Here is a 22733-nt window from a genome sequence, read left to right as displayed (position 1 = left end):
CAGTACTCCTGTAGGTTCGCGCCGCCTCGCGGCGTTTCAGGTGCAGGTTCGCGCCGCCTCGCGGCCGAACCCGCAGTTGTGGCCAGTCGAACCTGTAGCTGTGGTCAGTCGAGCCAGGTCCAAGAGTCCAGCACCGGAGTGACGAACGACGCCACGTCGGCGCGCGTCCTTCCCGGCGCGGACAGCAGCACCATGGCGCCACGCTCCGTGTCACCGAGCGCGACCATCACGCTGTGGGTCGGCTGCTTGCCCTTCCACCGACAGTCGACGATCGAGTGCGTGGCACCGAAGGTGGTGTCCGTGCGGTCGCGGTGGCAGGTCGCGCCCTTCTTCACGTAGACGTCTGCGACGAAGATCGCCTCCGCCTCGGCGTCCGCGATGCTGTCGCCGGTGGTGACGAAGACCTGGCGCAGCGGATCGAGCGCGTCCTGTGCCGCGAACGTGACCTGGCCGTCCAGCTCGTACGCCGTCTTCACGAAGCCTTCGGGCAGCACGAGGCTCGCCGTGCCGTCGGCCGTCTCCTGGCGGCCCGACAGGGGCGTGGCGCGAGCCTCATCGCCACCGGAGGCCGGCTCCCCTCCCCCACATGCTGCGAGCGAGAGCAACAGGGGGAGGGCCAGCATCGGGGCGAGACAGTTGCGCATGCGCGCATCGTGCCAGCCGTGCCTGAGAGCACGCTCAAAGGGCCGTCAGGCGGGGCGGATCGACTCCAGGACCCGGAAGCCCTTGGCGCTGCCGATGCGCGTCGTCGGGTAGCCCTGCTCGGTCAGCCACCGCTGCAGCGAGTCACCGCCGAGGTTCTTGCCGACGACCATCACCGCGCGGCCACCGGGCAGCAGGCGCGGCAGCCAGGTCAGCAGCAGCGTGTGCAGGGCCTCCTTGCCGATGCGGATCGGAGGGTTCGACCAGATCTCGTCGAACGTATAGTCGGTCGGCACCTGGTCCGGCGTACAGGCGACGACGCGGCTGTCGACGCCGAGCGTGCGGGCGTTGTCATTCATCAGCCTCACCGCGCGCTCGTTGACGTCGATGCCGATCACCGACGCGAGCGGCACGGTCTTCGCGATGGTGAGCCCGATGGCGCCGTAGCCGCAGCCGAGGTCGAGGAAGCGACCCTGCACCGGTGGTTCGGTCTCCTTGAAGAGGACCGAGGTGCCGATGTCGAGCCGCCCCTTGGCGAAGACACCGGCGCCGCTCTCCATCGCGAGCTCCTGATCCCATGCCTCGAAGGCGACTTGCTGCCGGGCGAAGGGCACCGACGGGTCCGCGGTGAAGTAGTGCTCGTCGGGGGTCTCAGCCATGGTGCAGCTCCTCGTCACTGTGTTGCCCACCCTCGTGGGGCTCGCGGCGGGCGCGGGCCTTCTCGGCCTGCAGCGCCAGCTGCCCGGCCGGCGGGTAGCCGACCTCCTCCAGCGTCAGTCCATGCGGTGCCACGACGGCCACGGCCGCATCGCGCTTGCCCATCACCAGTACGTCGCGCGCCCACTCCGGCGGCTTCCGTCCGTCGCCGACCGCCAGCAGGCAGCCAACGAGGGCGCGCACCATGGAGTGGCAGAACGCGTCCGCCCGCACCGTCGCGACCGCCCTCTCGTCGGCGTCGCGGTACCAGTGGAAGTCGAGCAGCGTGCGGATCGTGGTCGCGCCCTCCCGCTTCTTGCAGAACGACGCGAAGTCGTTGAGCCCGATGAGCATCGCGCTCGCCTCGTTCATCGCGTCGAGGTCGAGTGGCGCCCGCCAGTGCAGGACGTGGTTGCGGGTGAGCGGGTCCTGGACCTGTGGCAGGTCGGCCACGCGGTAGGCGTAGCGCCGCCAGACGGCGGAGAAGCGTGCGTCGAACCCCTCGGGGGCCTCGCCGACCCCGTGGATCCGCACGTCGTTCGGCAGGATGCCGTTGAGCCGGCGGTGGAGCGAGGCGATCGGGGTGGGGGCCGCGCGGCCGGCGGTGGCCGCCAGGACCGTCGGGTCGACGTCGACGTGCGTCACCTGGCCGCGCGCGTGGACGCCGGTGTCGGTGCGACCCGCGCAGACCACCTGGACCTCGGGCAGGCGCAGTGCCGTCGCCAGCGCCGCCTCCAGTTCCCCCTGGACCGTGCGCAGCGAGGGCTGACGGGCCCAGCCCTTGAAGCCGCCGCCGTCGTAGGCCAGGTCGATCCGCAGTCGCACGCGGGCATCCTCCCACCCGGCCTGTGGAGAACGCACACCCCGTCCGGCCGGGTTGTCGGTGCCCGCTGCCAGCGTGGCTCCACGGCACCACGGCGGTGCTGCAGGAAGGATGGACCCGATGAGCAGCACGAGCGACCGCACGGCCGACGCCGACCCGATGCTGGCCAAGGTGCGCAAGCTCCTGGCCAAGGCGGCCGACCCGGCGACGACCCCCGAGGAGGCCGAGGCCTACACGGCCAAGGCGGCCGCGCTGGCAGCGGCCTACGGCATCGACCAGGCGCTCCTCGCCGAGATCGACCCCGGGCGTGACCCGTTGGGTGACCGCGTGGTCCCGCTCGACGCGCCCTACGCCACGGACAAGGGAGACCTTCTCTCCGTGATCGCGCACGAGCTGCGCTGCCGCGCGGTGCGCCGCATCGAGCGCCAGCCAGGCCGCAGGGAGATCGCGCTCCACCTCTTCGGGCACGCCAGTGACCTCGACCGGGTTGAGGTGCTCTTCACCTCGCTGCTGCTGCAGGCCACCCGCGACCTCACCCGCACGCCCGTCCCCCGCGGCGAGCAGGCCGCAGCGTTCCGCCGGTCCTGGCTCGCCGGCTTCACCCTGGCCATCCGCGACCGGTTGGCCGATGCCGAGCGCGCGGCGGCGGCGGAGGCCGCTCCTCGCTTCGCCGCCGCTGGCAGCTCCGCCGCCCTCGTCCTCGCCAGCCGCTCCGAGCTGGTCGAGTCCGCGATGCACGAGGCCTACCCGCACCTGCGCACCGCACGGCCCCGCGTCCTGTCCGGAGGCGGCGGGCACCACGGCTGGGCGGCGGGTCAGCGAGCCGACCTCGGAGACCGTTCCCGGCTCGCGGCGCGTGTTCGGGGCATACTGCGGTCGTGACTCGTCTCGGGGCAGCGCTGCTCGCGGTGGGCCTGCTCGCGCCCGCCGCGTGTGCGCCCTCGGTCGACAGCGCGCTCGGCCGGCGTCCGACGTCCTACCCCGCTGTGGGCCAGCAGAGCAGCGCCGGCGCAGGCAGCTCACTCGAGGCCCGGCTCGTCGCCCGCTCCACCGCGGCTGTCGAACGCGCACTGAGCTACCACCACCAGAGCTACGCCGCCGACACGGCTGCCGCCCAGGCCTTCATGACGCCCGGGTTCGCTGCTCGATGGGCCGGCGTAGCGGCGCGGCTACAGCCCAACAGCGCCAAGCAGCGCGCGCGCATCGAGGCACACGTCGTGAGCGCAGGCGTGAGCGGAGCGACCTCGGTGCGCGCACAGGTCCTCCTCTTCGTCGACCGGACCTTGCAGACCGCGAACGGCGCGGAGTCGGTCGGCGGCTATGCCGTGGCGACCTTGAGCAATCTCGACGGCACCTGGCTCCTGTCGGGGCTGGGGCTCCAGCTCCCGCGCGAGCAGGTTCCCGAGCGCCGGCCGGTGCCGGCGACGGTGCTCGCAGCGGCCACCGCCGTGGCCGACGCCTACCAGGATGTCGACAGCGCCCATCCCCACGCCGACGTCGCGCGCATCCTCTCGCTCTCCACCGGCGCGTTCCGTCGTGCCTACGAGCAGGCGGCTGACGAGCTGGTCGCACGGGTGGTGGCTGCACGCGCCACCCAGGACGGAGCCGTCGTCAGCACGGCGCTCTCGTCGCTCCGCGGTCGCCACGCGAGGGTGATCGCCGTCGTCGAGACCACGCTGCGGATTCCGGGGCGCGAGGCCTCCAGCCGCCTGGTGCGGCTCGAGCTGGACATGGTGCGCACCCGCACCGCATGGCTCGCCCGCGACATCAGCGTCGTGCCCGCCCCCGACGCAGACTGACCTCGCAATCCCGTCGCGCGCAACACCCCGTCCGGTCTAGGTTCGCCGCATGCACGTGATCTTCCGGAAGGTCGACGACAAGCGCTACCTCATCGGTCTGCGCCGAGACGACGCCCACGACGTGGGCCCCGACGTACCTCCGCGCATCGGCCCCGGCGGCGGCCCCGTCCCTCATGACCTCGTCCACTTCGCCATCGAGGAGGTACTCGGCATCCGGCTGGGCATCTTCGGCCAGCTGGCTGCCGGCGGCGACTGCGACGGCTTCTTCTTCCCCGCTCCCGAAGATCGCAAGAAGCTCGCCGATGCCCGCCGCAACAAGCGCATCAGCCAGGCCGGTCACGCCGATGCGGTCCGCTCCGAGCTGATCGCCGCGCTCGTCGACCACGACGGAGTGGTGCGTCCACGCCCCGACCTGCTCTCCGAGGCCGACCGCCAGCGCGTCGCCGCCCGCGTCGCCGAGCTCGTGGAGTCGTGGGAGCAGACCGGCCATGGGGACGACCTCGTCCTGCACTGGCCCAGCCGGAAGACCAGGATCTGAACCGACCCACCGGAGCCGCTGGGCGAGGACCGCTGGGTGAGGGGAAATGGCGAAGGGCCCGCCATCCTCACGGATGACGGGCCCTACTGTGCCGTTACGGCTGGATCACTTGCCGGCCTCGACGAAGCCAGCGGCCTCGGCGTTCTCGGCGGTGTCGAACCAGATCTCGGCGATGGTCGCGTCGTACCACTGACCACCCTCCTGGTGGAACTTCATCGAGTCGCGGTTGCCCTTGATCGTGAAGCCCTCGGGAGCGGAGCCGTCCTCGAGGGGCAGCGCGGCACCGGCCGGCAGCTCCTCGACGTCAGCGACAGTGGCGACCTCGGCCTCGTCGGCGGCGGCCTCGGTGTCAACCGAAGCGGCCTCCTCGACGACCTCGGCAGCAGGGGCCTCCTCGGCGGCCGGAGCAGCCGGAGCGGCCTTCGGCGCCTTCGGGGCGAACTGCTCGGTCACGAGCTCGATGACGGCCATGGGGGCGTTGTCGCCCTTGCGCGGACCGATCTTGGTGATGCGGGTGTAACCACCGGGACGGTCGGCCATGAGCGGCGCGATCTCGGTGAAGAGGACGTGCACGACACCCTTGTCGCGGATGGTCTTGAGGACCTCGCGACGGTTGTGCAGGTCGCCCTTCTTCGCCTTGGTGATCAGCTTCTCGGCGTGGGGACGCAGCACGCGGGCCTTGGCCTCGGTGGTGGTGATCCGGCCGTGCTCGAACAGGGCCGTAGCCAGGTTCGAGATGATCAGGCGCTGGTGGGCGGGCGAGCCGCCGAGGCGGTAACCCTTCTTCGGAGCGGGCATTGCCTTCTCGCTTTCTCTCCGGCCGTATCAGGTACCGGGGTAGAACCTGCCGCGCTGTGCGACAGGGTTTTTCTGTGTTGGTGTGTCAGGTGCGGCGGTGGTGCGTATATCGCAAGGCGGAGGACCGCAGGCGGCCTTCAAGCGGAGCGGGCCGTCAAGGTCCGACAACGCAGCGAGATGCGTGCCACCGCCGCAGATGACGTCAGTACTGCTCGTCCTCGACGAAGGTGTCGTCCTCGTCGTCGCCGTACGCCGCGAGGGCGGCGGCGGCGTCGAAGCCCGGCGCGCTGTCCTTCAGGGACAGGCCCATCTCGACGAGCTTGCCCTTGACCTCGTCGATCGACTTGGAACCGAAGTTCCGGATGTCGAGGAGGTCCTGCTCCGAGCGACCGATGAGCTCACCCACGGTGTGGATGCCCTCGCGCTTGAGGCAGTTGTAGGAGCGGACGGTGAGCTGCAGGTCCTCGACCGGGAGGGCGAGGTCGGCAGCGAGCTGCTCGTCGATCGGCGACGGGCCGATGTCGATGCCCTCGGCCTCGACGTTCAGCTCGCGGGCCAGGCCGAAAAGCTCGACCAGCGTCTTGCCCGCAGAAGCGAGGGCGTCACGCGGGGCGATCGACGGCTTGGTCTCGACGTCGATGATCAGCTTGTCGAAGTCGGTGCGCTGCTCGACTCGCGTCGCCTCGACCTTGTAGCTGACCTTGAGGACCGGCGAGTAGATCGAGTCGACCGGCATGCGGCCGATCTCGTTGTCGCCGCCCTTGTTCTGGACCGCGGAGACGTAGCCACGGCCACGCTCCACGACGAGCTCCATCTCCAGCGAGCCCTTGTCGGACAGCGTGGCGATCTTGAGCTCGGGGTTGTGGACCTCGACACCGGCCGGCGGCTGGATGTCAGCGGCGGTCACGTCACCGGCACCCGACTTGCGGAGGTACATGGTGACGGGCTCGTCGTTCTCCGAGGAGACGACCAGGCCCTTGAGGTTCAGGATGATCTCGGTGACATCCTCCTTCACGCCCTCGATGGTCGAGAACTCGTGCAGGACGGAGTCGATCTTGATGCTCGTGACCGATGCGCCCGGGATGCTCGAGAGCAGGGTGCGACGGAGCGAGTTGCCGAGGGTGTAGCCGAAGCCGGGCTCCAGCGGCTCGATGACGAAGCGCGAGCGGAACTCGTCGACGACCTCTTCGGACAGAGTGGGGCGCTGTGCGATGAGCACTGATTCTTTCCTTCCCGGGCCCATCCACCATTTGACGGACCCGAACTTCGAGGATGAGGAAGTTGAAGTTGTGGAGCGATGTTCCCGGGCACCCCGACCGACACGCGGTCAGGGGCCCGGGAACGGAGAATCACTTCTTCGAGTAGTACTCGACGATCAGCTGCTCCTGGACGGGCAGGTCGATCTGCGCCCGCACCGGAAGCTGGTGCACCAGGATCCGCATGCGACCGGGGATGGCCTCGAGCCAAGCCGGGACGATGCGCTCGCCGTGGGTCTCCCGCGCAACGATGAACGGCGTCATCTCGAGCGACTTCTCGCGGACGTCGATGACGTCGTACTGCGAGACCTGGAACGACGGGATGTTGACCTTCTTGCCGTTCACGAGGAAGTGACCGTGGACGACGAGCTGGCGCGCGTGCTTGCGGGTCCGGGCGAAACCGGCGCGGTACACGACGTTGTCGAGGCGGGCCTCGAGCAGCTGGAGGAGGTTCTCACCGGTCTTGCCGGAGCGACGCGACGCCTCGACGTAGTACTTGTGGAACTGCTTCTCCAGGACGCCGTAGGTGAAGCGGGCCTTCTGCTTCTCGCGAAGCTGGAGGAGGAACTCGCTCTCCTTGACGCGGCCGCGGCCGTGCTGGCCGGGAGGGTAGGGACGCTTCTCGAACGCAGCGTCTCCGCCAACGAGGTCGACACCGAGACGGCGCGACTTCTTGGTCATGGGGCCGGTGTAACGGGCCATTTCTCAAAGTCTCCTAGAGTCTCGGGTGATCAGACGCGACGGCGCTTGGGCGGGCGGCAGCCGTTGTGCGGGGCCGGCGTGACGTCCTGGATGGTGCCGACCTCGAGGCCGATGGCACCGAGCGAACGGATGGCGGTCTCACGACCGGAACCCGGGCCCTTGACGAAGACGTCGATCTTCTTCATGCCGTGCTCCATGGCGCGGCGACCAGCGGCCTCGGCGGCCATCTGCGCAGCGAACGGCGTGGACTTGCGCGAGCCCTTGAAGCCGACGGTGCCGGCAGAGGCCCACGAGATCACGGCACCGGTGGGGTCCGTGATGGTGACGATGGTGTTGTTGAACGTGCTCTTGATGTGGGCTTCGCCCTGAGCGATGTTCTTCTTCTCCTTGCGGCGGATCTTGGTCTTCGCCGCAGCCTGTCGGCTCTTGGGAGGCATTCAGAATCTCCTGAGGTGGCTGGTCTGTGAGTTCGAGGAAGTCAGAAAGTGACAGCGGAGAACCGCTGGATCACTTCTTCTTCTTGCCGGCGACGGTGCGCTTCGGGCCCTTGCGGGTACGAGCGTTGGTCTTGGTGCGCTGACCGTGGACCGGAAGGCCCATGCGGTGGCGGCGACCCTGGTAGCTGCCGATCTCGATCTTGCGGCGGATGTCGGCGGCGACCTCACGACGGAGGTCACCCTCGATCTTGAGGCCGGCGGCCTCGATCGCGTCGCGGAGCTTGACCAGCTCCTCGTCACCCAGCTCGTGGACGCGGAGCGACGGGTTGACACCCGTGGTCTCCAGGAGCTGCGTGGCGGTGGTACGGCCGATGCCGTAGATGTAGGTGAGAGCGATCTCGATGCGCTTGTCACGCGGGAGATCAACACCAACGAGGCGTGCCATGAATGGCTGTCCCTTCGGTAGTTCACAGAGGTGTCTGGTCGAGTCGCGTCCCGGGTGGACACCCAGGCTCCGGCCTCTGCTCCGGAGGTGATTCGCAACGACGTACGGCGTACGCCGCGCTAGCGACTCGATTTGAGGTGGTGATGCAGTTGTGACGCGAGAACGGGGCCCGCAGGCCCCGGTTCATCAGCCCTGGCGCTGCTTGTGGCGCGGGTTCTCGCAGATGACCATGACGCGGCCGTGGCGACGGATGACCTTGCACTTGTCGCAGATCGGCTTGACGCTGGGGTTGACCTTCATGAGAAGGACCTTTCTTACGGTGTCGGCTGTGCTGTGCCGTGAGCTCGCGCTGGCGCGCTCACTTGTAGCGGTAGACGATGCGACCCCGGGTGAGGTCGTACGGAGACAGCTCCACCACCACGCGGTCCTCGGGGAGGATGCGGATGTAGTGCTGGCGCATCTTGCCGCTGATGTGGGCGAGCACCTTGTGACCGTTGCTCAGCTCCACCCGGAACATCGCGTTGGGCAGTGCTTCAGTGATCGTGCCCTCGAGCTCGATCACGCCTTCCTTCTTCGGCATGCGTTCCCATCTCTTGGTGTGTCTACCGGTGGCCCGGGAACCTCTCGCCGTCGGGACGAGTGGACCTCGTGGAGCCGTTCGTGGACCTCATATCCCCGGGCGCGAGCCAGCATCGCGAGCGATGAAGGTGTTGCGCTCCGGGCAGCCGGGAGGCACCACGAAACAGACCCACGTTGGGCCGACGGACAAGTCTAGCCACGGCGTGGCGGGTTGACCTAATCCAACCAACGGCGCCTGCAGGCGCAGCGAGATGTCCGTTCAGGCGCTCTGCGCGCCCGTCAACGCCGTGGCGAGCAGGCGCAGTGTCTCCTCACGGGCGGGCGCGGCGTCACGCGGGGTGCCCTTCAGCGCCCCGGCAACCGGGTGGACCATCACCTCGTCGACGCCGTACGTCGCGGCGAGCTCCCGCACCTGGGCGGCGGCGCCCTGGGGGTCACCGACCACCCAGCGGCGCAGCATGGCCGCGGCGAGGCGCTCCTGCTCGGGAGGGACGCCGATCAGCTCGGCGTCCTCCACGAGGCGCTGCGGGAAGAGCGGGGCGCCGTGCATGAGGGCCAGCATCGACTGCTGGTTCGGCAGGGCGCGGCGCTCCGCCTCGGCGTACGTCGGGGCGACGACGGCGTTGACCGTGAGGAAGGTGCGCGGCTCCGGGTGGGCCTCGCTCGGCTGGTAGCTCTCGCGGTAGAGGGCGAGGGCCTCGGCCGTGCCCTTGCCTGCGAAGTGGTGCGCGAAGACGTACGGAAGTCCGCGGTCGGCGGCGAGCCGCGCCGAGTAGTCGGAGGAGCCCAGGAGCCAGACGTCGGGGACCGTGCGCGCTGCCGGCGTCGCCTTCAACCCGTGCCGGCGAGCACCGAGCTGGGCGTCGACGCCATCGGGCTCGAGGAGCAGCCCCACCTCGTCGACGTACTCCGGGAAGCGGGCGACCGGGTCCTCCTCAGCCCCTCCCGCTCCCCCACGGAGCACGTAGCGCGTCAGCGGGTCGGTGCCCGGGGCGCGGCCGATGCCGAGGTCGATCCGTCCTGGGTGCGCGGCCTCGAGAAGGGCGAACTGCTCGGCCACGACGTACGGCGCGTGGTTGGGCAGCATGACGCCGCCGGAGCCGACCCGGATCCGCGACGTGGCCGCGGCGAGCATCGCGATGAGGACGGGCGGGTTGGTCGCCGCGACGCCCGGCATGTTGTGGTGCTCGGCGACCCAGTACCGCGTGAAGCCCACCTCGTCGGCAACCTGCGCCAGCCGTCGGGAGGCTGCCAGGGCATCGCCGGTGGACTGGTCCGAGCGGACCGGAACGAGGTCGAGGACCGAGAGCGCAGGAGTCACAGGTCCCTCAACCCCGCGAGCAGTCCGTCGATTCCGCCGAGGTGGGGCTTGTGGTCACGCGAGGTGGGGCTTGTGGTCAGGAGAGCCCGCCAAAGGGGACGCCGAGCTCCGCGAGCTCAGCCTCTCCCCCGTCGAGCGCGGTGAGCACCCACGCCCCTGCTGCGGTCATCGCGACCGTGTGCTCGAAGTGGGCGGCCCAGGAACCGTCCTGGGACGCGATGGTCCACTCGTCGTCATAGGTCTTCCAGCGGTTCGACCCGAGGGTGACCATCGGCTCGATCGCGAGCGCCATCCCGCGCTCGACCTTCGGTCCGCGACCACCGCGGCCGTAGTTGGGGACGTTGGGGTCCATGTGCAGCTCGGAGCCGATGCCGTGGCCGGTGAAGTCCTCGAGGATGCCCCACGACCCACCCGTCGGGTGCGCCTGGCTGCGCAGGTGCCCCTCGACCGCAGCCGACACGTCGGTCACGCGGCCACCGAGGCGCAGGGCGCCGATGCCGGCCCACAGCGACTCCTCGGTCACGCGCAGCAGCTCACGAACGTCGGCACCGACAGCGGCGTCACCACCGACGGGCACCGTGATGGCGGAGTCGCCGTGCCAGCCCTCGACGATCGCGCCGCAGTCCACCGAGACGATGTCGCCCTCGGCCAGGACCCGGTCGTTGGGGATGCCGTGGACGATCTCGTCGTTGACCGACGCACAGATCGTCGCCGGGAACGGCGGATGGCTGTAGCCCTTGAACGACGGGATGCCTCCGCCGGAGCGGATGGTCTCCTCCGCGATCGCGTCGAGCTCGAGGGTGGTCACGCCCGGCTTGACCGCCGAACGGACCGCCTCGAGCGCCTGACCTGTGAGCAGACCGGCCTTCCGCATGACGCGGAGCTGGTCAGGGCTCTTGATCTCGATGCGACCGCGGAGGCCCACCGGGTCAGGCCTTCGCTGCGGTCTGCAGGGTCTCGACGACCCCGGCGATGCGCGCCGCCACCTCGTCGATGGAGCCGATGCCGTCGACCTCGTGCAGGATCCCGCGCTCGGCGTAGATCGGGACGAGGGCCGCCGTCTCCGCGTCGTAGACGTCCTGGCGCTTGCGGATGACCTCTTCGGTGTCGTCCGCGCGGCCGCTGGTCTCGGCGCGCTTGATCATCCGCTGGACGAGCTCCTCGCGGTCGGCGACCACGAGCGAGATGACGCCGTCGAGCTTCGCGCCCATCGACGCGAGGATGTCGTCCAGCTCGGCGACCTGGTCAGCCGTGCGAGGGTAGCCGTCGAGCACGAACGCCGCAGCGTCGGGCTGGGCGAGCCGGTCGCGCACCATGCCGTTGGTGACCTCGTCCGGGACGTACTGGCCGGCGTCCATGTAGGACTGGGCGAGCTTGCCGAGCTCGGTCTGGTTGGCGAGGTTCTCGCGGAACATGTCGCCAGTGGAGATGTGGGCGCCGCCGATGCTCGTGGCGAGATCGACAGCCTGCGTGCCCTTGCCCGCGCCAGGCGGGCCCATGATCAGAAGACGCATCAGCGGAGGAATCCTTCGTAGTTGCGCTGCTGGAGCTGGCTCTCGATCTGCTTCACCGTGTCGAGGGCGACGCCGACCATGATCAGGATGGAGGTGCCACCGAACGGGAAGTTCTGGCTGGCCTCGATCACCGCGAAGGCGATGAGCGGAATCAGCGAGATGAGACCGAGGTAGAGAGCTCCCGGCAGCGTGATCCGGGACAGGACGTACTGGAGGTAGTCCTCGGTCGGCTTGCCCGCCCGGATCCCGGGGATGAAGCCGCCGTACTTCTTCATGTTGTCCGCGACCTCTGCGGGGTTGAACGTGATCGAGACATAGAAGTAGGTGAAGAAGATGATCAGGCCGAAGTAGATGGCCATGTAGAGGGGGTGGTCGCCGCCTACCAGGTAGTCGTTGAGCCAGCCGATCCACTTCGCCTGGTCGGTCTGGCCCTGGTTGAACTGCACCGCCATGGCGGGCAGGTACAGCAGGGAGCTGGCGAAGATGACGGGGATGATGCCGGCCTGGTTGACCTTCAGCGGGATGTACGTCGACGAGCCACCGAACATCTTGCGGCCGACCATGCGGCGGGCGTACTGCACCGGGATGCGGCGCTGCGCCTGCTCGATGAAGATGACGCCGGCGATGATGACCAGTCCGATGGCCATGACCACCGTGAACGTGCCCCAGCCCTTGCTGGTCTTCACGCCCCAGAGCGCGGCCGGGAAGGTCGCGACGACCTGGGTGAAGATGAGGATCGACATGCCGTTGCCGATGCCGCGGTCGGTGATCAGCTCGCCGAGCCACATGATGACGGCCGTGCCGGCGGTCATCGTCACGACCATGACCAGGAAGACCTGGATGCTGTCGTTGTTGTAGAGCAGGTCAGAGGTGCAGCCCTGCAGGAGCTGCCCGGAGCGCGCGAGCGCCACGATGCCCGTCGCCTGCAGCAGCGCGAGCGCCAGCGTGAGGTAGCGGGTGTACTGCGTGATCTTCTGCTGGCCCGCCTGGCCTTCCTTGTTCAGCGCCTCGAGTCGCGGGATCACCACGACGAGCAGCTGCAGGATGATGCTCGCGGTGATGTACGGCATGATGCCGAGCGCGAAGATCGTCAGCTGCAGCAGTGCGCCACCTGAGAACAGGTTGATCAGGTTGTAGACGCTGTTGTCCTCGATGCCGTTGATGCACGACTCGACGTTCGCGACGTTGACGCCCGGCGCCGGGATCTGGGATCCCAGGCGGAACAGCACGATGACGAAGAGCACGAACAGCAACTTGCGTCGCAGGTCCGGCGTCCGGAAGGCGTTGACGAACGCGCCCAGCACGTGATCCTCTTCTCAGTTGCAGCAGACAGGCAGACAGAAACCCGGCGGCCTTTCCACTCACGGGAGTGGCCGGCGCGGGCTCCGGAAGCCTAACAGGCAGGTGTGTGACGGAAACCGCGCGAGGGGCGCCGGACGAATCCGGCGCCCCTCGCGTGGTGCATGCCTCGATCAGGCGACGGTGACCGAACCGCCGGCCGCCTCGATCTTGGTCTTCGCCGAGCCCGAGAAGGCGTCAGCGGTGACCTGGACGGCGACGGTGATGTCGCCGGTGCCGAGCACCTTGACCGGGTGGCCGTCGCGGACCGCGCCCTTGGCCACGAGGTCGGCGACCGTGATGGTGCCACCCTCGGGGAAGAGCTCGGAGATGCGGTCCAGGTTCACGACCTGGGAGACCACCTTGAAGGGGTTCTTGAAGCCCTTGAGCTTCGGCAGACGCATGTGGATCGGCATCTGGCCACCCTCGAAGGCAACCGGAACCTGGTAACGCGCCTTGGTGCCCTTGGTACCACGACCGGCGGTCTTGCCCTTCGAGGCCTCACCGCGACCCACACGGGTCTTCGCGGTCTTGGCACCCGGGGCGGGACGCAGGTGGTGCAGCTTCAGAGCGGCCATGTCAGTTGACCTCCTCGACCGTCACCAGGTGACGGACCGTGTTGACCATGCCCCGGATCTCCGGGCGGTCTTCCTTGACGACCACGTCGCCGATGCGCTTGAGACCCAGCGTGCGCAGGGTCTCGCGCTGGTTCTGCTTCAGACCGACCTTGCCGCGAAGCTGCGTGACCTTGAGCTGAGCCATCAGGACGACACCTCCGCACGGGCCTTGAGCAGAGCAGCCGGGGCGACGTGCTCGACGGGAAGGCCACGGCGGGCCGCAACGGCCTCGGGCTCCTCGAGCATCTTCAGCGCCTCGACCGTCGCGTGGACGATGTTGATCTGGTTGGACGAACCGAGCGACTTGCTCAGGACGTCGTGAATGCCGGCGCACTCGAGTACGGCGCGAACCGGACCACCCGCGATGACACCGGTACCCGGAGCGGCCGGACGGAGCAGGACGACGCCTGCAGCCTTCTCGCCCTGGACCGGGTGCGGGATGGTGCCCTGGATGCGGGGGACCTTGAAGAAGTGCTTCTTGGCCTCCTCCACACCCTTGGCGATGGCGGCCGGCACCTCCTTGGCCTTGCCGTAGCCGACGCCGACCATGCCTTCGCCGTCACCGACGATCACGAGGGCGGTGAAGCTGAAGCGACGACCACCCTTCACGACCTTGGCGACACGGTTGATCGCGACGACACGCTCGATGTAGGCGGTCTTGTCGGCGTTCTGGTCACCGCGACGACCGTCGCGGCCTCCACGACCGCCCGACTGGCGCTCGCCACCGGCGCGCTGACCGCGCTGCTGGGCTCCGCTCATCAGACTTTCCTCTTCTCTCTCTGTGTCGCAATCAGAAGGTCAGACCGGCTTCGCGGGCGGAGTCCGCCAGCGCAGCGATGCGACCGTGGTACTTGTTACCGGCGCGGTCGAAGACGACCGCGTCGATACCGGCAGCCTTGGCGCGCTCGGCGACGAGCTCGCCGACCTTCTTCGCCTTGGCAGTCTTGTCGCCCTCGAAGGAGCGAACGTCCTTCTCCATGGTCGACGCGTACGCCAGCGTCTTGCCGACCAGGTCGTTGACGACCTGGACGGAGAGGTGCTTGGCGGACTTCGTCACGACGAGGCGCGGACGCTCCTCCGTACCGGAGATCTTCTTGCGACCACGAACCTGGCGGCGCAGGCGCGAACGCACCCGAGCCGAGGTGTGCTTGTTGTTCTTGAGCGAGATAGCCATCACTTACCAGCCTTTCCGACCTTGCGGCGGATGTGCTCGCCGGAGTAACGGACACCCTTGCCCTTGTACGGCTCGGGCTTGCGCAGCTTGCGAATGTTCGCAGCGACCTCGCCGACGAGCTGCTTGTCGATGCCCACGACGGCCAGCTTGACCGGACCGTCGGTGGTGAAGGTGATGCCTTCGGGGGCGTCGAAGGTGATCGAGTGCGAGTAGCCGAGCTGGAACTCGAGCTGCGTCGGGCCCTTGGGCAGGACGCGGTAACCCACGCCGACGATCTCGAGCTTCTTCTCGTAGCCGTCGGTGACACCGACGACCATGTTGTTGATCAGGGTGCGGGTCAGGCCGTGGTACGACTTCGCCTCGCGGCTGTCGTCGGGGCGCAGGACCTCGAGGACACCCTCGTTCTTCTCGACCGTGATCGGCGCGACGACGTTGTGGGACAGGGTGCCCTTCGGGCCCTTGACGGTCACGAGGTCACCCTCGATGACCACGTCCACGTTCGCCGGGACCGTGATCGGGAGCTTGCCAATGCGCGACATGCTTCTTCTTCCTCTCTCGGTCTCAGGTCACCAGACGTAGGCGAGGACTTCTCCGCCCACGCCCTTCTGGTTCGCCTGGCGGTCGGTGAGCAGGCCCTGCGACGTCGAGATGATCGCGACGCCGAGACCGCCGAGCACCTTGGGGAGACCCGTGTGCTTGGCGTAGACCCGGAGGCCCGGCTTGCTGATGCGGCGGACGCCAGCGATGGAACGCTCGCGGCTGCGGCCGTACTTGAGGGTGATCGTGAGCGTCTTGCCGACGGCCGGCTGGCCCTCGGAGTCGACGTTGTCCGCGATCTCGTACGACGTGATGTAGCCCTCGGCCTTGAGGATGTCAGCGACACCCTGCTTCAGCTTCGAGTACGGCATGGCCACCGTGTCGTGGTACGCCTGGTTGGCGTTGCGCAGACGCGTGAGCATGTCTGCGATCGGGTCAGTCATCGTCATGATGCGTGTTCTCTCTCTGCTGCGGTTTCCGCGCGCTCAGCGGCGGGACGGACCTTCAGCGATAGGTGGAAATCCGGGACCTGGTCACCAGGAGGACTTGGTCACGCCGGGGAGCTCGCCACGGTGAGCCATCTCCCGCAGGCAGATACGGCACAGGCCGAACTTGCGGTAGACGGCCTTCGGGCGGCCGCAGCGCTGGCAGCGGGTGTAACCGCGGACAGCGAACTTCGGCTTGCGCGCGGCCTTGACCTTGAGCGAAGTCTTCGCCATGTCAGTTCTCCTTGAACGGGAAGCCGAGCTGCTTGAGCAGCGCGCGGCCCTGGTCGTCGGTGGTGGCCGTGGTGACGATGGTGATGTCCATGCCGCGCGACCGGTCGATCTTGTCCTGGTCGATCTCGTGGAACATGACCTGCTCGGTGAGACCGAAGGTGTAGTTGCCACGACCGTCGAACTGGCCGGGGTTCAGACCACGGAAGTCGCGGATGCGCGGGAGCGCCAGCGACAGGAGGCGGTCGAGGAACTCCCACATGCGGTCGCCGCGCAGCGTGACGTGCGCACCGATCGGCATGCCCTCGCGCAGCTTGAACTGCGCGATCGACTTGCGGGCCTTGGTGACGAGCGGCTTCTGGCCGGTGATCGCGGTGAGGTCCTTGACCGCACCCTCGATCAGCTTCGAGTCCTTGGCGGCGTCGCCGACACCCATGTTGACGACGATCTTCACCAGGCCGGGGACCAGCATGACGTTGGGCAGCTCGAACTCAGCCTGCAGCGCCGGGACGATGTCCGAGCGGTAGCGGGTCTTGAGACGCGGCTGGATGGTGGTCTCGGTCATCAGATCTCCTCCCCCGTCTTGCGGGAGATGCGCACGGAGCGCTCCACGGTGTACGTCGAGCCGTCGGCACGCTTCTTGGTGCCCTCGACCTTCTTGAAGCCGATGCGGGTGACGCCGTCACCCTCGACCAGCATGACGTTCGAGACGTGGATCGGGGCCTCGACGGTCACGATGCCCGACTCCTGGCCCTGGGCCATCGCCTTGACGTGCTTCTTGACCTGGTTGACACCCTCGACGACGACGCGGTCGTCCTCGCGCAGGACGGAGAGGACCTTGCCGGTCGCGCCCTTGTCCTTGCCCGCGATGACCTTGACGGTGTCACCAGTCTTGATGTTGATGTTCTTAGCCATGGTTCACAGCACCTCCGGGGCGAGCGAGATGATCTTCATGAACTTCTTCTCGCGCAGCTCGCGGCCCACCGGACCGAAGATGCGGGTACCGCGGGGCTCACCGTCGTTCTTGAGGATGACGGCGGCGTTCTCGTCGAACTTGATGTAGGAACCGTCGGGACGACGGCGCTCCTTCACGGTCCGGACGATGACGGCCTTGACGACGTCACCCTTCTTGACGTTGCCACCGGGGATCGCGTCCTTCACGGTGGCGACGATGACGTCACCGATACCGGCGTAGCGTCGACCCGAGCCACCGAGAACACGGATGCAGAGGACTTCCTTCGCACCGGTGTTGTCGGCGACCTTGAGTCGCGACTCCTGCTGGATCATTGATTTCTCCTGGATGTCGAGCTGGTTCTCGCCGCCTCAGCGGGCAACGAGCCTTGCCGAACTTGCTTTGGAATCTGGGTCGGCCCCCGACCCCGGCACGGACGCCGGGGTCAGCGGCCGCAGGTCACTTGGCCTTCTCGACGACCGAGACGAGGCGCCAACGCTTGGTGGCGGACAGCGGGCGGGTCTCCATGATCTGGACCCGGTCACCGATGCCGCACTCGTTGTTCTCGTCGTGCGCCTTCAGCTTGATCGTGCGACGCATGACCTTGCCGTAGAGGGCGTGCTTCACGCGGTCCTCGACAGAGACGACGATGGTCTTGTCCATCTTGTCGCTGACGACCAGGCCCTCGCGGACCTTGCGGGCGTTGCGCGCCTCAGTGGTGGCGTTGTCGCTCATCAGGCCTCCTCAGCCGTAGCGCCCGGCGACGTGCGAATGCCGAGCTCACGCTCGCGCACGACGGTGTAGATCCGGGCGATGTCCTTCTTGACCGTGCGGAGCCGGCCGTTGTTCTCCAGCTGGCCGGTGGCGGCCTGGAAGCGGAGGTTGAACAGCTCCTCCTTGGCCTCGCGGAGCTTGGCCTCGAGGTCAGTGTTGTTCAGCTCGTCGAGCTCGAAAGCGGTAGCCATCAGAACTCACCCGCCTCTCGCGAAATGAAACGGCACTTCATGGGGAGCTTGTGGATCGCGCGGCGCATCGCCTCGCGGGCCACGTCCTCCGGAACACCGGAGAGCTCGAACATGACACGGCCGGCCTTGACGTTGGCGACCCACCACTCCGGCGAACCCTTACCGGAACCCATGCGGGTCTCGGCCGGCTTCTTCGTGAGCGGACGGTCCGGGTAGATGTTGATCCACACCTTGCCGCCACGCTTGATGTGGCGGGTCATGGCGATACGCGCAGACTCGATCTGGCGGTTCGTCACGTAGTGCGGCTCGAGGGCCTGGATACCGAACTCACCGAAGGCGAGGGAGGTACCGCCCTTGGCAACACCACGACGGTCGGGGTGGTGCTGCTTGCGGTGCTTGACACGGCGCGGCATCAGCATGGCGTCAGCCCTCCTGACCGGTGGTAGCAGCCTCGGCAGCCGGCGCCTCGACAGCGGCGGTGGCCTCGGCCGGAGCGTCGGCGCGGTCGCCACGAGCCGGACGGTCGCCGCGCGAACCACGGTTCGGACGGTCGCCGCCACGGCCAGCCGGACGGCCGCCACGGCCGGGCGCACCGGCACGGGCCGCAGCCTGCGCCTCACGCTCGGCGCGGGTGCCCGCGACCTCGCCCTTGTAGATCCAGACCTTCACGCCGATGCGGCCGAAGGTCGTCTTGGCCTCGTAGAAGCCGTAGTCGATGTCCGCACGCAGGGTGTGGAGCGGGACCTGGCCCTCGCGGTAGAACTCGGTGCGCGACATCTCGGCGCCGTTCAGACGACCGGAGCACTGGATCTTGATGCCCTTGGCACCAGAGCGCATGGAGGTCTGGATGGCCTTCTTCATCGCACGACGGAACTGCACGCGACCGGAGAGCTGCTCGGCAACACCCTGGGCGACGAGCTGAGCCTCGATCTCGGGGTTCTTGACCTCGAGGATGTTCAGCTGGACCTGCTTGCCGGTGAGCTTCTCGAGCTCGCCGCGGATGCGGTCGGCCTCGGCGCCACGGCGACCGATGACGATGCCCGGGCGGGCCGTGTGGATGTCCACACGGACGCGGTCGCGGGTCCGCTCGATCTCGACCTTGGCGATGCCGGCGCGGTCCATGCCCTTGGAGAGGAGCTTGCGGATCGCGACGTCCTCACCGACGTACGCGGAGTACAGCTTGTCGGCGTACCAACGCGACTTGTGGTCGGTCGAGATGCCGAGACGGAATCCGTTCGGGTGGATCTTCTGACCCATGCTCAGGCCTCCTTCGGCTGCACGACGAGCGTGATGTGCGAGGTGCGCTTGTTGATGCGCGTCGCGCGACCCTGGGCACGCGGACGCCAGCGCTTCATCGTCGGACCCTCGTCGACGCGGGCCACGGTCACGACCAGGTCAGCGGCGTTGAGGCCCTCGGTGGTCTCGGCGTTCGCGATCGCGGACTCGAGCACCTTGTAGACGGTCTCGGCGGCAGCCTGCGGCGCGAACTGCAGGAGCGACAGGGCGTCGTCCACCGGAAGACCACGGACCATGTCGACGACACGGCGGGCCTTCATCGGGGTGATGCGCTGGAAGCGGGCGACCGCGAAGGCGCCCGGCTGGTCACCGAGGAGCGACTTGCGACGGTCGCTGGTGGCGGTACGAGCAGCGGCGGTCATCGACGCTTCCCCTTCCGGTCTTCCTTCACGTGACCCTTGTAGGTACGCGTCGGAGCGAACTCACCCAGCTTGTGACCGACCATGGAGTCGGAGACGAAGACCGGGACGTGCTTACGACCGTCGTGCACCGCGATCGTGTGTCCGATGAAGGACGGCAGGATCATGGAACGGCGCGACCAGGTCTTGATGACGTTGTGGGTGCCCTTCTCGTTCTCGGCGTCCACCTTCTTGAGCAGGTGGCCGTCGACGAAGGGGCCCTTCTTGAGACTGCGCGGCATTACTTGCGGCCCTTTCCGGACTTGCGGCGACGGATGATCTGGGAGTCGCTGGCCTTCCGCTTGCGCGTGCGGCCCTCGGGCTTGCCCCAGGGCGAGACCGGGTGGCGACCACCGGAGGTCTTGCCCTCACCACCACCGTGCGGGTGGTCGACCGGGTTCATGACGACACCACGGACGGTCGGGCGGACGCCCTTCCAGCGCATACGGCCGGCCTTGCCCCAGTTGATGTTCGACTGCTCGGCGTTGCCGACCTCGCCGATCGTGGCGCGGCAGCGCACGTCGACGAAGCGCATCTCGCCGGACGGCATGCGCAGCGTGGCGCGCGAGCCCTCACGAGCGATCAGCTGGGCGGACATGCCGGCCGAGCGGGCGATCTTCGCGCCGCCACCGGGACGGAGCTCGATGCAGTGCACCGTCGTACCGACCGGGATGTTGCGCAGCGGCAGGTTGTTGCCCGGCTTGATGTCGGCGTTGACGCCGGCCTCGATCGGGGTGCCCTGCGTGACGCCCTTCGGCGCGACGATGTAGCGCTTCTCGCCGTCCGCGTAGTGCAGGAGCGCGATGCGCGCGGTGCGGTTGGGGTCGTACTCGATGTGAGCGACCTTGGCCGGCACGCCGTCCTTGTCGTAGCGCTTGAAGTCGATGACCCGGTAGGCCCGCTTGTGACCGCCACCGATGTGGCGGGTCGTGATGCGGCCCTGGTTGTTGCGGCCACCCGTCTTCGGGAGCGGACGCGTGAGCGACTTCTCCGGCGTCGAGCGGGTGATCTCAACGAAGTCAGCGACGGACGAGCCACGACGGCCCGGCGTAGTCGGCTTGTACTTGCGGATGCCCATCAGGCCTGACCTCCGAAGATGTCGATGCGGTGACCCTCGGCCAGGCTGACGATGGCGCGCTTGGTGTCCTTGCGCTTGCCAAGGCCGTTCCTGGTCCGGCGGGTCTTGCCAACACGGTTGATCGTGTTGACCGAGGTGACCTTGACGCCGAAGACCTTCTCGACGGCGATCTTGATCTCGGTCTTGTTCGCGTCCGGGTGCACCAGGAAGGTGTACTTGTTCGCGTCGATGAGCGCGTAGCTCTTCTCCGACACGACCGGGGCGAGCAGGATGTCGCGGTGGTCCTTGTGCAGGGTGCTCATGCTCAGGCCTCCTCAGCGGTCGCAGCGGCCTTCGGGGCGACGAAAGCGTCGAACGCACCCTTGGTGAAGACCACGTCGTCGGAGAGCAGAACGTCGTACGTGTTCAGCTGGTCGACGGCGATGATGTGGACGTTGGCGGCGTTGCGGAGCGACAGCCAGGTGAGGTTGTCGCCACGCTCGAGGACCACCAGGAACTTGGTGCGCTCCGAGAGACCGGCGAGGGACGCGATCGCAGCCTTGGTCGACGGCTTCTCACCGGAGACCAGGGAGTCGACGACGTGGACACGGCCGTTGCGGGCGCGGTCCGACAGGGCGCCCTTGAGCGCCGCGACCTTCATCTTCTTCGGGGTGCGCTGGTCGTAGTCACGCGGCTGCGGGCCGTGGACGACGCCACCACCGGCGAACTGCGGCGCGCGGGTCGAACCCTGGCGGGCGCGACCGGTGCCCTTCTGCTTGTAGGGCTTGCGGCCACCACCGCGCACCTCGGCGCGGGTCTTGGTCTTGTGCGTGCCCTGGCGGGCAGCAGCCTGCTGGGCGACGACGACCTGGTGGATCAGCGGGATGTTCGGCTCGACGTCGAAGATCTCGACGGGAAGCTCGACCTTGAGGGTGCTCACTTGGAGGCCTCCTTCTTCGCGGCGGAGCGGAGAACCACGAGCCCACCCTTGGGGCCGGGGACGGCACCCTTGAGGAGGACCAGGCCGCGCTCGGCGTCGATCGCGTGGACCGTGATGTTCTGCGTGGTCACGGCGTCGCCACCCATGCGGCCCGCCATGCGCATGCCCCGGAAGACACGACCGGGGGTCGCGCAGGCGCCGATGGAACCGGGCTTGCGGTGGTTGCGGTGGGCACCGTGCGAAGCGGAGACACCGGCGAAGCCGTGGCGCTTCATGACACCGGCGAAGCCCTTGCCCTTGGAGGTGCCGCTCACGTCGATGACATCGCCAGCGGCGAACGTCTCGACGGAGAGCTCCTGGCCAGCGGCGTAGGCAGCGGCGTCAGCGGTGCGGATCTCGACCACGTGGCGGCGGGGCGTCACGCCGGCCTTGGCGAACTGGCCGGCGTCCGGCTTGCTCACCTTGCGGCCGTCGATCTCGCCGTAGCCGACCTGCACGGCGTTGTAGCCGTCGGTCTCGACCTTGCGAACCGCGGTGACGACGTTGGTCGCCGCGGAAACGACAGTCAGGGGGACGATCTTGTTGTTCTCGTCCCAGGTCTGCGTCATGCCGAGCTTGGTGCCCAGCAGACCCTTCACGTTGCGCTCGTAAGTCATCTCGATCTACCTCAGAGCTTGATCTCGATGTCGACGCCGGCAGGCAGGTCGAGACGCATGAGCGAGTCGACGGTCTTCGGCGTGGGGTCGATGATGTCGATGAGGCGCTTGTGGGTGCGCATCTCGAAGTGCTCGCGCGAGTCCTTGTACTTGTGCGGCGAGCGAATCACGCAGTAGACGTTCTTCTCGGTCGGCAGCGGCACGGGGCCGGCGACCTTCGCACCCGTGCGGGTGACGGTGTCAACGATCTTGCGCGCGGAGGTGTCGATCACCTCGTGGTCATAGGCCTTGAGCCTGATGCGGATCTTCTGTCCCGCCATAGGTCTCTCTCGTCCTTCGTGTCAGTACCGGGTCTTCGCCGGCACCTGCGTTCTGTGTCGAGATCGGCTTCGGGTGAAGCCGTCCCGCCTGTTGTTCCCCACCCCGCTCGACCCCCGCGGTCGGGCGTGTCGCGCACATCAAGCGCAGCGAAACGCATGACCCGGGTAGGCCTTGTGGTGTTGTGCGGTGCGTCCGACGGTTTATCGGACTGGAATC

The 22733-nt window shown here is 67.9% G+C and carries 38 protein-coding genes; 3 read left to right on the top strand and 35 right to left on the bottom strand.

All coding sequences use genetic code 11. The annotated features are described in order from the left end of the window. Positions 1-104 precede the first annotated feature (104 nt). From VLF38_RS12305 to truA, 3 genes are read right to left on the bottom strand one after another with little or no spacing between them, the layout of a single operon-like run. Complete coding sequence (locus VLF38_RS12305) at positions 105-644, bottom strand: hypothetical protein (RefSeq protein WP_325271535.1); 540 nt, start codon at positions 642-644, stop codon at positions 105-107. A gap of 45 nt (positions 645-689) precedes the next feature. Beyond that, positions 690-1301: a class I SAM-dependent methyltransferase gene (locus VLF38_RS12300; protein WP_325271534.1), complete on the bottom strand. Its 612-nt coding sequence runs from the start codon at positions 1299-1301 to the stop codon at positions 690-692. Next, complete coding sequence (gene truA / locus VLF38_RS12295; RefSeq protein WP_325271533.1) at positions 1294-2163, bottom strand: tRNA pseudouridine(38-40) synthase TruA; 870 nt, start codon at positions 2161-2163, stop codon at positions 1294-1296. Before truA ends, VLF38_RS12300 begins: the two co-directional genes overlap by 8 nt. Positions 2164-2281: 118 nt before the next feature. Here truA and VLF38_RS12290 point away from each other — a divergent pair, with 118 nt between their 5' ends. The 3 genes from VLF38_RS12290 to VLF38_RS12280 are packed head-to-tail and all read left to right on the top strand — an operon-like array spanning position 2282 to position 4498. Beyond that, positions 2282-3043, top strand: coding sequence for a DUF2786 domain-containing protein (locus VLF38_RS12290; protein ID WP_325271532.1), 762 nt, complete (start codon positions 2282-2284; stop codon positions 3041-3043). After that, positions 3040-3960, top strand: a complete 921-nt coding sequence (locus VLF38_RS12285) for a hypothetical protein (RefSeq protein ID WP_325271531.1) — start codon at positions 3040-3042, stop codon at positions 3958-3960. Before VLF38_RS12290 ends, VLF38_RS12285 begins: the two co-directional genes overlap by 4 nt. A 49-nt stretch (positions 3961-4009) precedes the next feature. After that, positions 4010-4498: a hypothetical protein gene (locus tag VLF38_RS12280; RefSeq protein WP_325271530.1), complete on the top strand. Its 489-nt coding sequence runs from the start codon at positions 4010-4012 to the stop codon at positions 4496-4498. A gap of 105 nt (positions 4499-4603) precedes the next feature. Here VLF38_RS12280 and rplQ read toward each other — a convergent pair whose 3' ends face one another. From rplQ to rpsJ, 32 genes are all read right to left on the bottom strand, one after another. Beyond that, positions 4604-5296 (bottom strand): 50S ribosomal protein L17, encoded by a 693-nt coding sequence (gene rplQ, locus VLF38_RS12275; protein ID WP_325271529.1) that lies wholly within the window; start codon positions 5294-5296, stop codon positions 4604-4606. Positions 5297-5498: 202 nt separating this feature from the next. Beyond that, positions 5499-6515, bottom strand: coding sequence for a DNA-directed RNA polymerase subunit alpha (locus VLF38_RS12270; protein WP_325271528.1), 1017 nt, complete (start codon positions 6513-6515; stop codon positions 5499-5501). A 130-nt stretch (positions 6516-6645) separates the two neighbouring features. Beyond that, positions 6646-7254, bottom strand: a complete 609-nt coding sequence (gene rpsD / locus VLF38_RS12265; RefSeq protein ID WP_188783967.1) for a 30S ribosomal protein S4 — start codon at positions 7252-7254, stop codon at positions 6646-6648. Positions 7255-7283: 29 nt separating this feature from the next. Further along, positions 7284-7691, bottom strand: a complete 408-nt coding sequence (gene rpsK / locus VLF38_RS12260) for a 30S ribosomal protein S11 (RefSeq protein WP_325271527.1) — start codon at positions 7689-7691, stop codon at positions 7284-7286. Between the two features lie 70 nt (positions 7692-7761). Continuing rightward, entirely contained in the window at positions 7762-8136 is a 375-nt protein-coding gene (rpsM, locus tag VLF38_RS12255) for a 30S ribosomal protein S13 (RefSeq protein ID WP_107700735.1), read from the bottom strand. 186 nt (positions 8137-8322) lie between these two features. Then, positions 8323-8436, bottom strand: coding sequence for a 50S ribosomal protein L36 (gene rpmJ, locus VLF38_RS12250; protein WP_004008316.1), 114 nt, complete (start codon positions 8434-8436; stop codon positions 8323-8325). Positions 8437-8494: 58 nt separating this feature from the next. Next, on the bottom strand, positions 8495-8716 hold the full coding sequence (gene infA, locus VLF38_RS12245; RefSeq protein ID WP_026145687.1) for a translation initiation factor IF-1: 222 nt from the start codon (positions 8714-8716) through the stop codon (positions 8495-8497). Positions 8717-8974: 258 nt separating this feature from the next. Then, complete coding sequence (locus VLF38_RS12240) at positions 8975-10036, bottom strand: LLM class flavin-dependent oxidoreductase (protein ID WP_325271526.1); 1062 nt, start codon at positions 10034-10036, stop codon at positions 8975-8977. Positions 10037-10112: 76 nt separating this feature from the next. Then, positions 10113-10961, bottom strand: a complete 849-nt coding sequence (gene map / locus VLF38_RS12235; protein WP_325271525.1) for a type I methionyl aminopeptidase — start codon at positions 10959-10961, stop codon at positions 10113-10115. A gap of 4 nt (positions 10962-10965) precedes the next feature. Next, the gene (locus tag VLF38_RS12230) at positions 10966-11550 is read right to left on the bottom strand and encodes an adenylate kinase (protein ID WP_325271524.1); all 585 of its coding nucleotides are present in this window, start codon (positions 11548-11550) and stop codon (positions 10966-10968) included. Next, complete coding sequence (gene secY / locus VLF38_RS12225; RefSeq protein ID WP_325271523.1) at positions 11550-12854, bottom strand: preprotein translocase subunit SecY; 1305 nt, start codon at positions 12852-12854, stop codon at positions 11550-11552. The genes VLF38_RS12230 and secY overlap by 1 nt, the downstream gene beginning before the upstream one ends. A gap of 168 nt (positions 12855-13022) precedes the next feature. Next, complete coding sequence (gene rplO, locus VLF38_RS12220; protein ID WP_325271522.1) at positions 13023-13466, bottom strand: 50S ribosomal protein L15; 444 nt, start codon at positions 13464-13466, stop codon at positions 13023-13025. 1 nt (position 13467) lies between these two features. Then, entirely contained in the window at positions 13468-13650 is a 183-nt protein-coding gene (gene rpmD, locus VLF38_RS12215) for a 50S ribosomal protein L30 (RefSeq protein WP_107700740.1), read from the bottom strand. Next, the gene (gene rpsE, locus VLF38_RS12210) at positions 13650-14264 is read right to left on the bottom strand and encodes a 30S ribosomal protein S5 (protein WP_107700741.1); all 615 of its coding nucleotides are present in this window, start codon (positions 14262-14264) and stop codon (positions 13650-13652) included. The genes rpmD and rpsE overlap by 1 nt, the downstream gene beginning before the upstream one ends. A 31-nt stretch (positions 14265-14295) precedes the next feature. Beyond that, the gene (gene rplR / locus VLF38_RS12205; protein ID WP_107700742.1) at positions 14296-14679 is read right to left on the bottom strand and encodes a 50S ribosomal protein L18; all 384 of its coding nucleotides are present in this window, start codon (positions 14677-14679) and stop codon (positions 14296-14298) included. Then, a complete protein-coding gene (gene rplF, locus VLF38_RS12200) occupies positions 14679-15218 on the bottom strand; it encodes a 50S ribosomal protein L6 (protein WP_107700743.1) in 540 nt (179 codons plus the stop codon). The genes rplR and rplF overlap by 1 nt, the downstream gene beginning before the upstream one ends. 27 nt (positions 15219-15245) lie before the next feature. After that, entirely contained in the window at positions 15246-15665 is a 420-nt protein-coding gene (rpsH, locus tag VLF38_RS12195; protein WP_325271521.1) for a 30S ribosomal protein S8, read from the bottom strand. An 84-nt stretch (positions 15666-15749) separates the two neighbouring features. Next, positions 15750-15935: a type Z 30S ribosomal protein S14 gene (locus VLF38_RS12190; RefSeq protein ID WP_010831721.1), complete on the bottom strand. Its 186-nt coding sequence runs from the start codon at positions 15933-15935 to the stop codon at positions 15750-15752. A gap of 1 nt (position 15936) precedes the next feature. After that, a complete protein-coding gene (rplE, locus tag VLF38_RS12185; protein WP_107700745.1) occupies positions 15937-16497 on the bottom strand; it encodes a 50S ribosomal protein L5 in 561 nt (186 codons plus the stop codon). Next, complete coding sequence (rplX, locus tag VLF38_RS12180) at positions 16497-16847, bottom strand: 50S ribosomal protein L24 (protein WP_229662791.1); 351 nt, start codon at positions 16845-16847, stop codon at positions 16497-16499. Before rplX ends, rplE begins: the two co-directional genes overlap by 1 nt. Before the next feature lie 3 nt (positions 16848-16850). Continuing rightward, positions 16851-17219: a 50S ribosomal protein L14 gene (rplN, locus tag VLF38_RS12175; RefSeq protein ID WP_107700747.1), complete on the bottom strand. Its 369-nt coding sequence runs from the start codon at positions 17217-17219 to the stop codon at positions 16851-16853. A gap of 124 nt (positions 17220-17343) precedes the next feature. Then, entirely contained in the window at positions 17344-17619 is a 276-nt protein-coding gene (gene rpsQ, locus VLF38_RS12170; RefSeq protein ID WP_188783976.1) for a 30S ribosomal protein S17, read from the bottom strand. Then, a complete protein-coding gene (rpmC, locus tag VLF38_RS12165) occupies positions 17619-17849 on the bottom strand; it encodes a 50S ribosomal protein L29 (RefSeq protein ID WP_107700749.1) in 231 nt (76 codons plus the stop codon). Before rpmC ends, rpsQ begins: the two co-directional genes overlap by 1 nt. Next, complete coding sequence (gene rplP / locus VLF38_RS12160; RefSeq protein ID WP_305028049.1) at positions 17849-18268, bottom strand: 50S ribosomal protein L16; 420 nt, start codon at positions 18266-18268, stop codon at positions 17849-17851. The genes rpmC and rplP overlap by 1 nt, the downstream gene beginning before the upstream one ends. A 4-nt stretch (positions 18269-18272) precedes the next feature. Then, positions 18273-19106 (bottom strand): 30S ribosomal protein S3, encoded by an 834-nt coding sequence (gene rpsC, locus VLF38_RS12155; RefSeq protein ID WP_325271520.1) that lies wholly within the window; start codon positions 19104-19106, stop codon positions 18273-18275. Between the two features lie 2 nt (positions 19107-19108). Then, a complete protein-coding gene (gene rplV / locus VLF38_RS12150; protein ID WP_325271519.1) occupies positions 19109-19507 on the bottom strand; it encodes a 50S ribosomal protein L22 in 399 nt (132 codons plus the stop codon). Continuing rightward, positions 19504-19785 carry a 30S ribosomal protein S19 gene (rpsS, locus tag VLF38_RS12145; protein WP_107700753.1) on the bottom strand — a complete coding sequence of 94 codons (282 nt, stop codon included), beginning with the start codon at positions 19783-19785 and terminating at the stop codon, positions 19504-19506. The genes rplV and rpsS overlap by 4 nt, the downstream gene beginning before the upstream one ends. Further along, positions 19785-20621, bottom strand: coding sequence for a 50S ribosomal protein L2 (gene rplB / locus VLF38_RS12140; protein WP_325271518.1), 837 nt, complete (start codon positions 20619-20621; stop codon positions 19785-19787). The genes rpsS and rplB overlap by 1 nt, the downstream gene beginning before the upstream one ends. Then, complete coding sequence (gene rplW, locus VLF38_RS12135) at positions 20621-20923, bottom strand: 50S ribosomal protein L23 (protein WP_325271517.1); 303 nt, start codon at positions 20921-20923, stop codon at positions 20621-20623. The genes rplB and rplW overlap by 1 nt, the downstream gene beginning before the upstream one ends. A gap of 2 nt (positions 20924-20925) precedes the next feature. Beyond that, positions 20926-21540, bottom strand: a complete 615-nt coding sequence (gene rplD, locus VLF38_RS12130) for a 50S ribosomal protein L4 (protein WP_107700756.1) — start codon at positions 21538-21540, stop codon at positions 20926-20928. Beyond that, positions 21537-22196 (bottom strand): 50S ribosomal protein L3, encoded by a 660-nt coding sequence (rplC, locus tag VLF38_RS12125; protein WP_107700757.1) that lies wholly within the window; start codon positions 22194-22196, stop codon positions 21537-21539. Before rplC ends, rplD begins: the two co-directional genes overlap by 4 nt. 11 nt (positions 22197-22207) lie before the next feature. After that, positions 22208-22516, bottom strand: a complete 309-nt coding sequence (rpsJ, locus tag VLF38_RS12120; RefSeq protein WP_008360994.1) for a 30S ribosomal protein S10 — start codon at positions 22514-22516, stop codon at positions 22208-22210. Positions 22517-22733: the final 217 nt, after the last annotated feature.

Source organism: Nocardioides sp. (assembly GCF_035481145.1).
GTDB lineage: Bacteria > Actinomycetota > Actinomycetes > Propionibacteriales > Nocardioidaceae > Nocardioides.
This window is presented reverse-complemented; position numbering and strand designations above follow the sequence as displayed.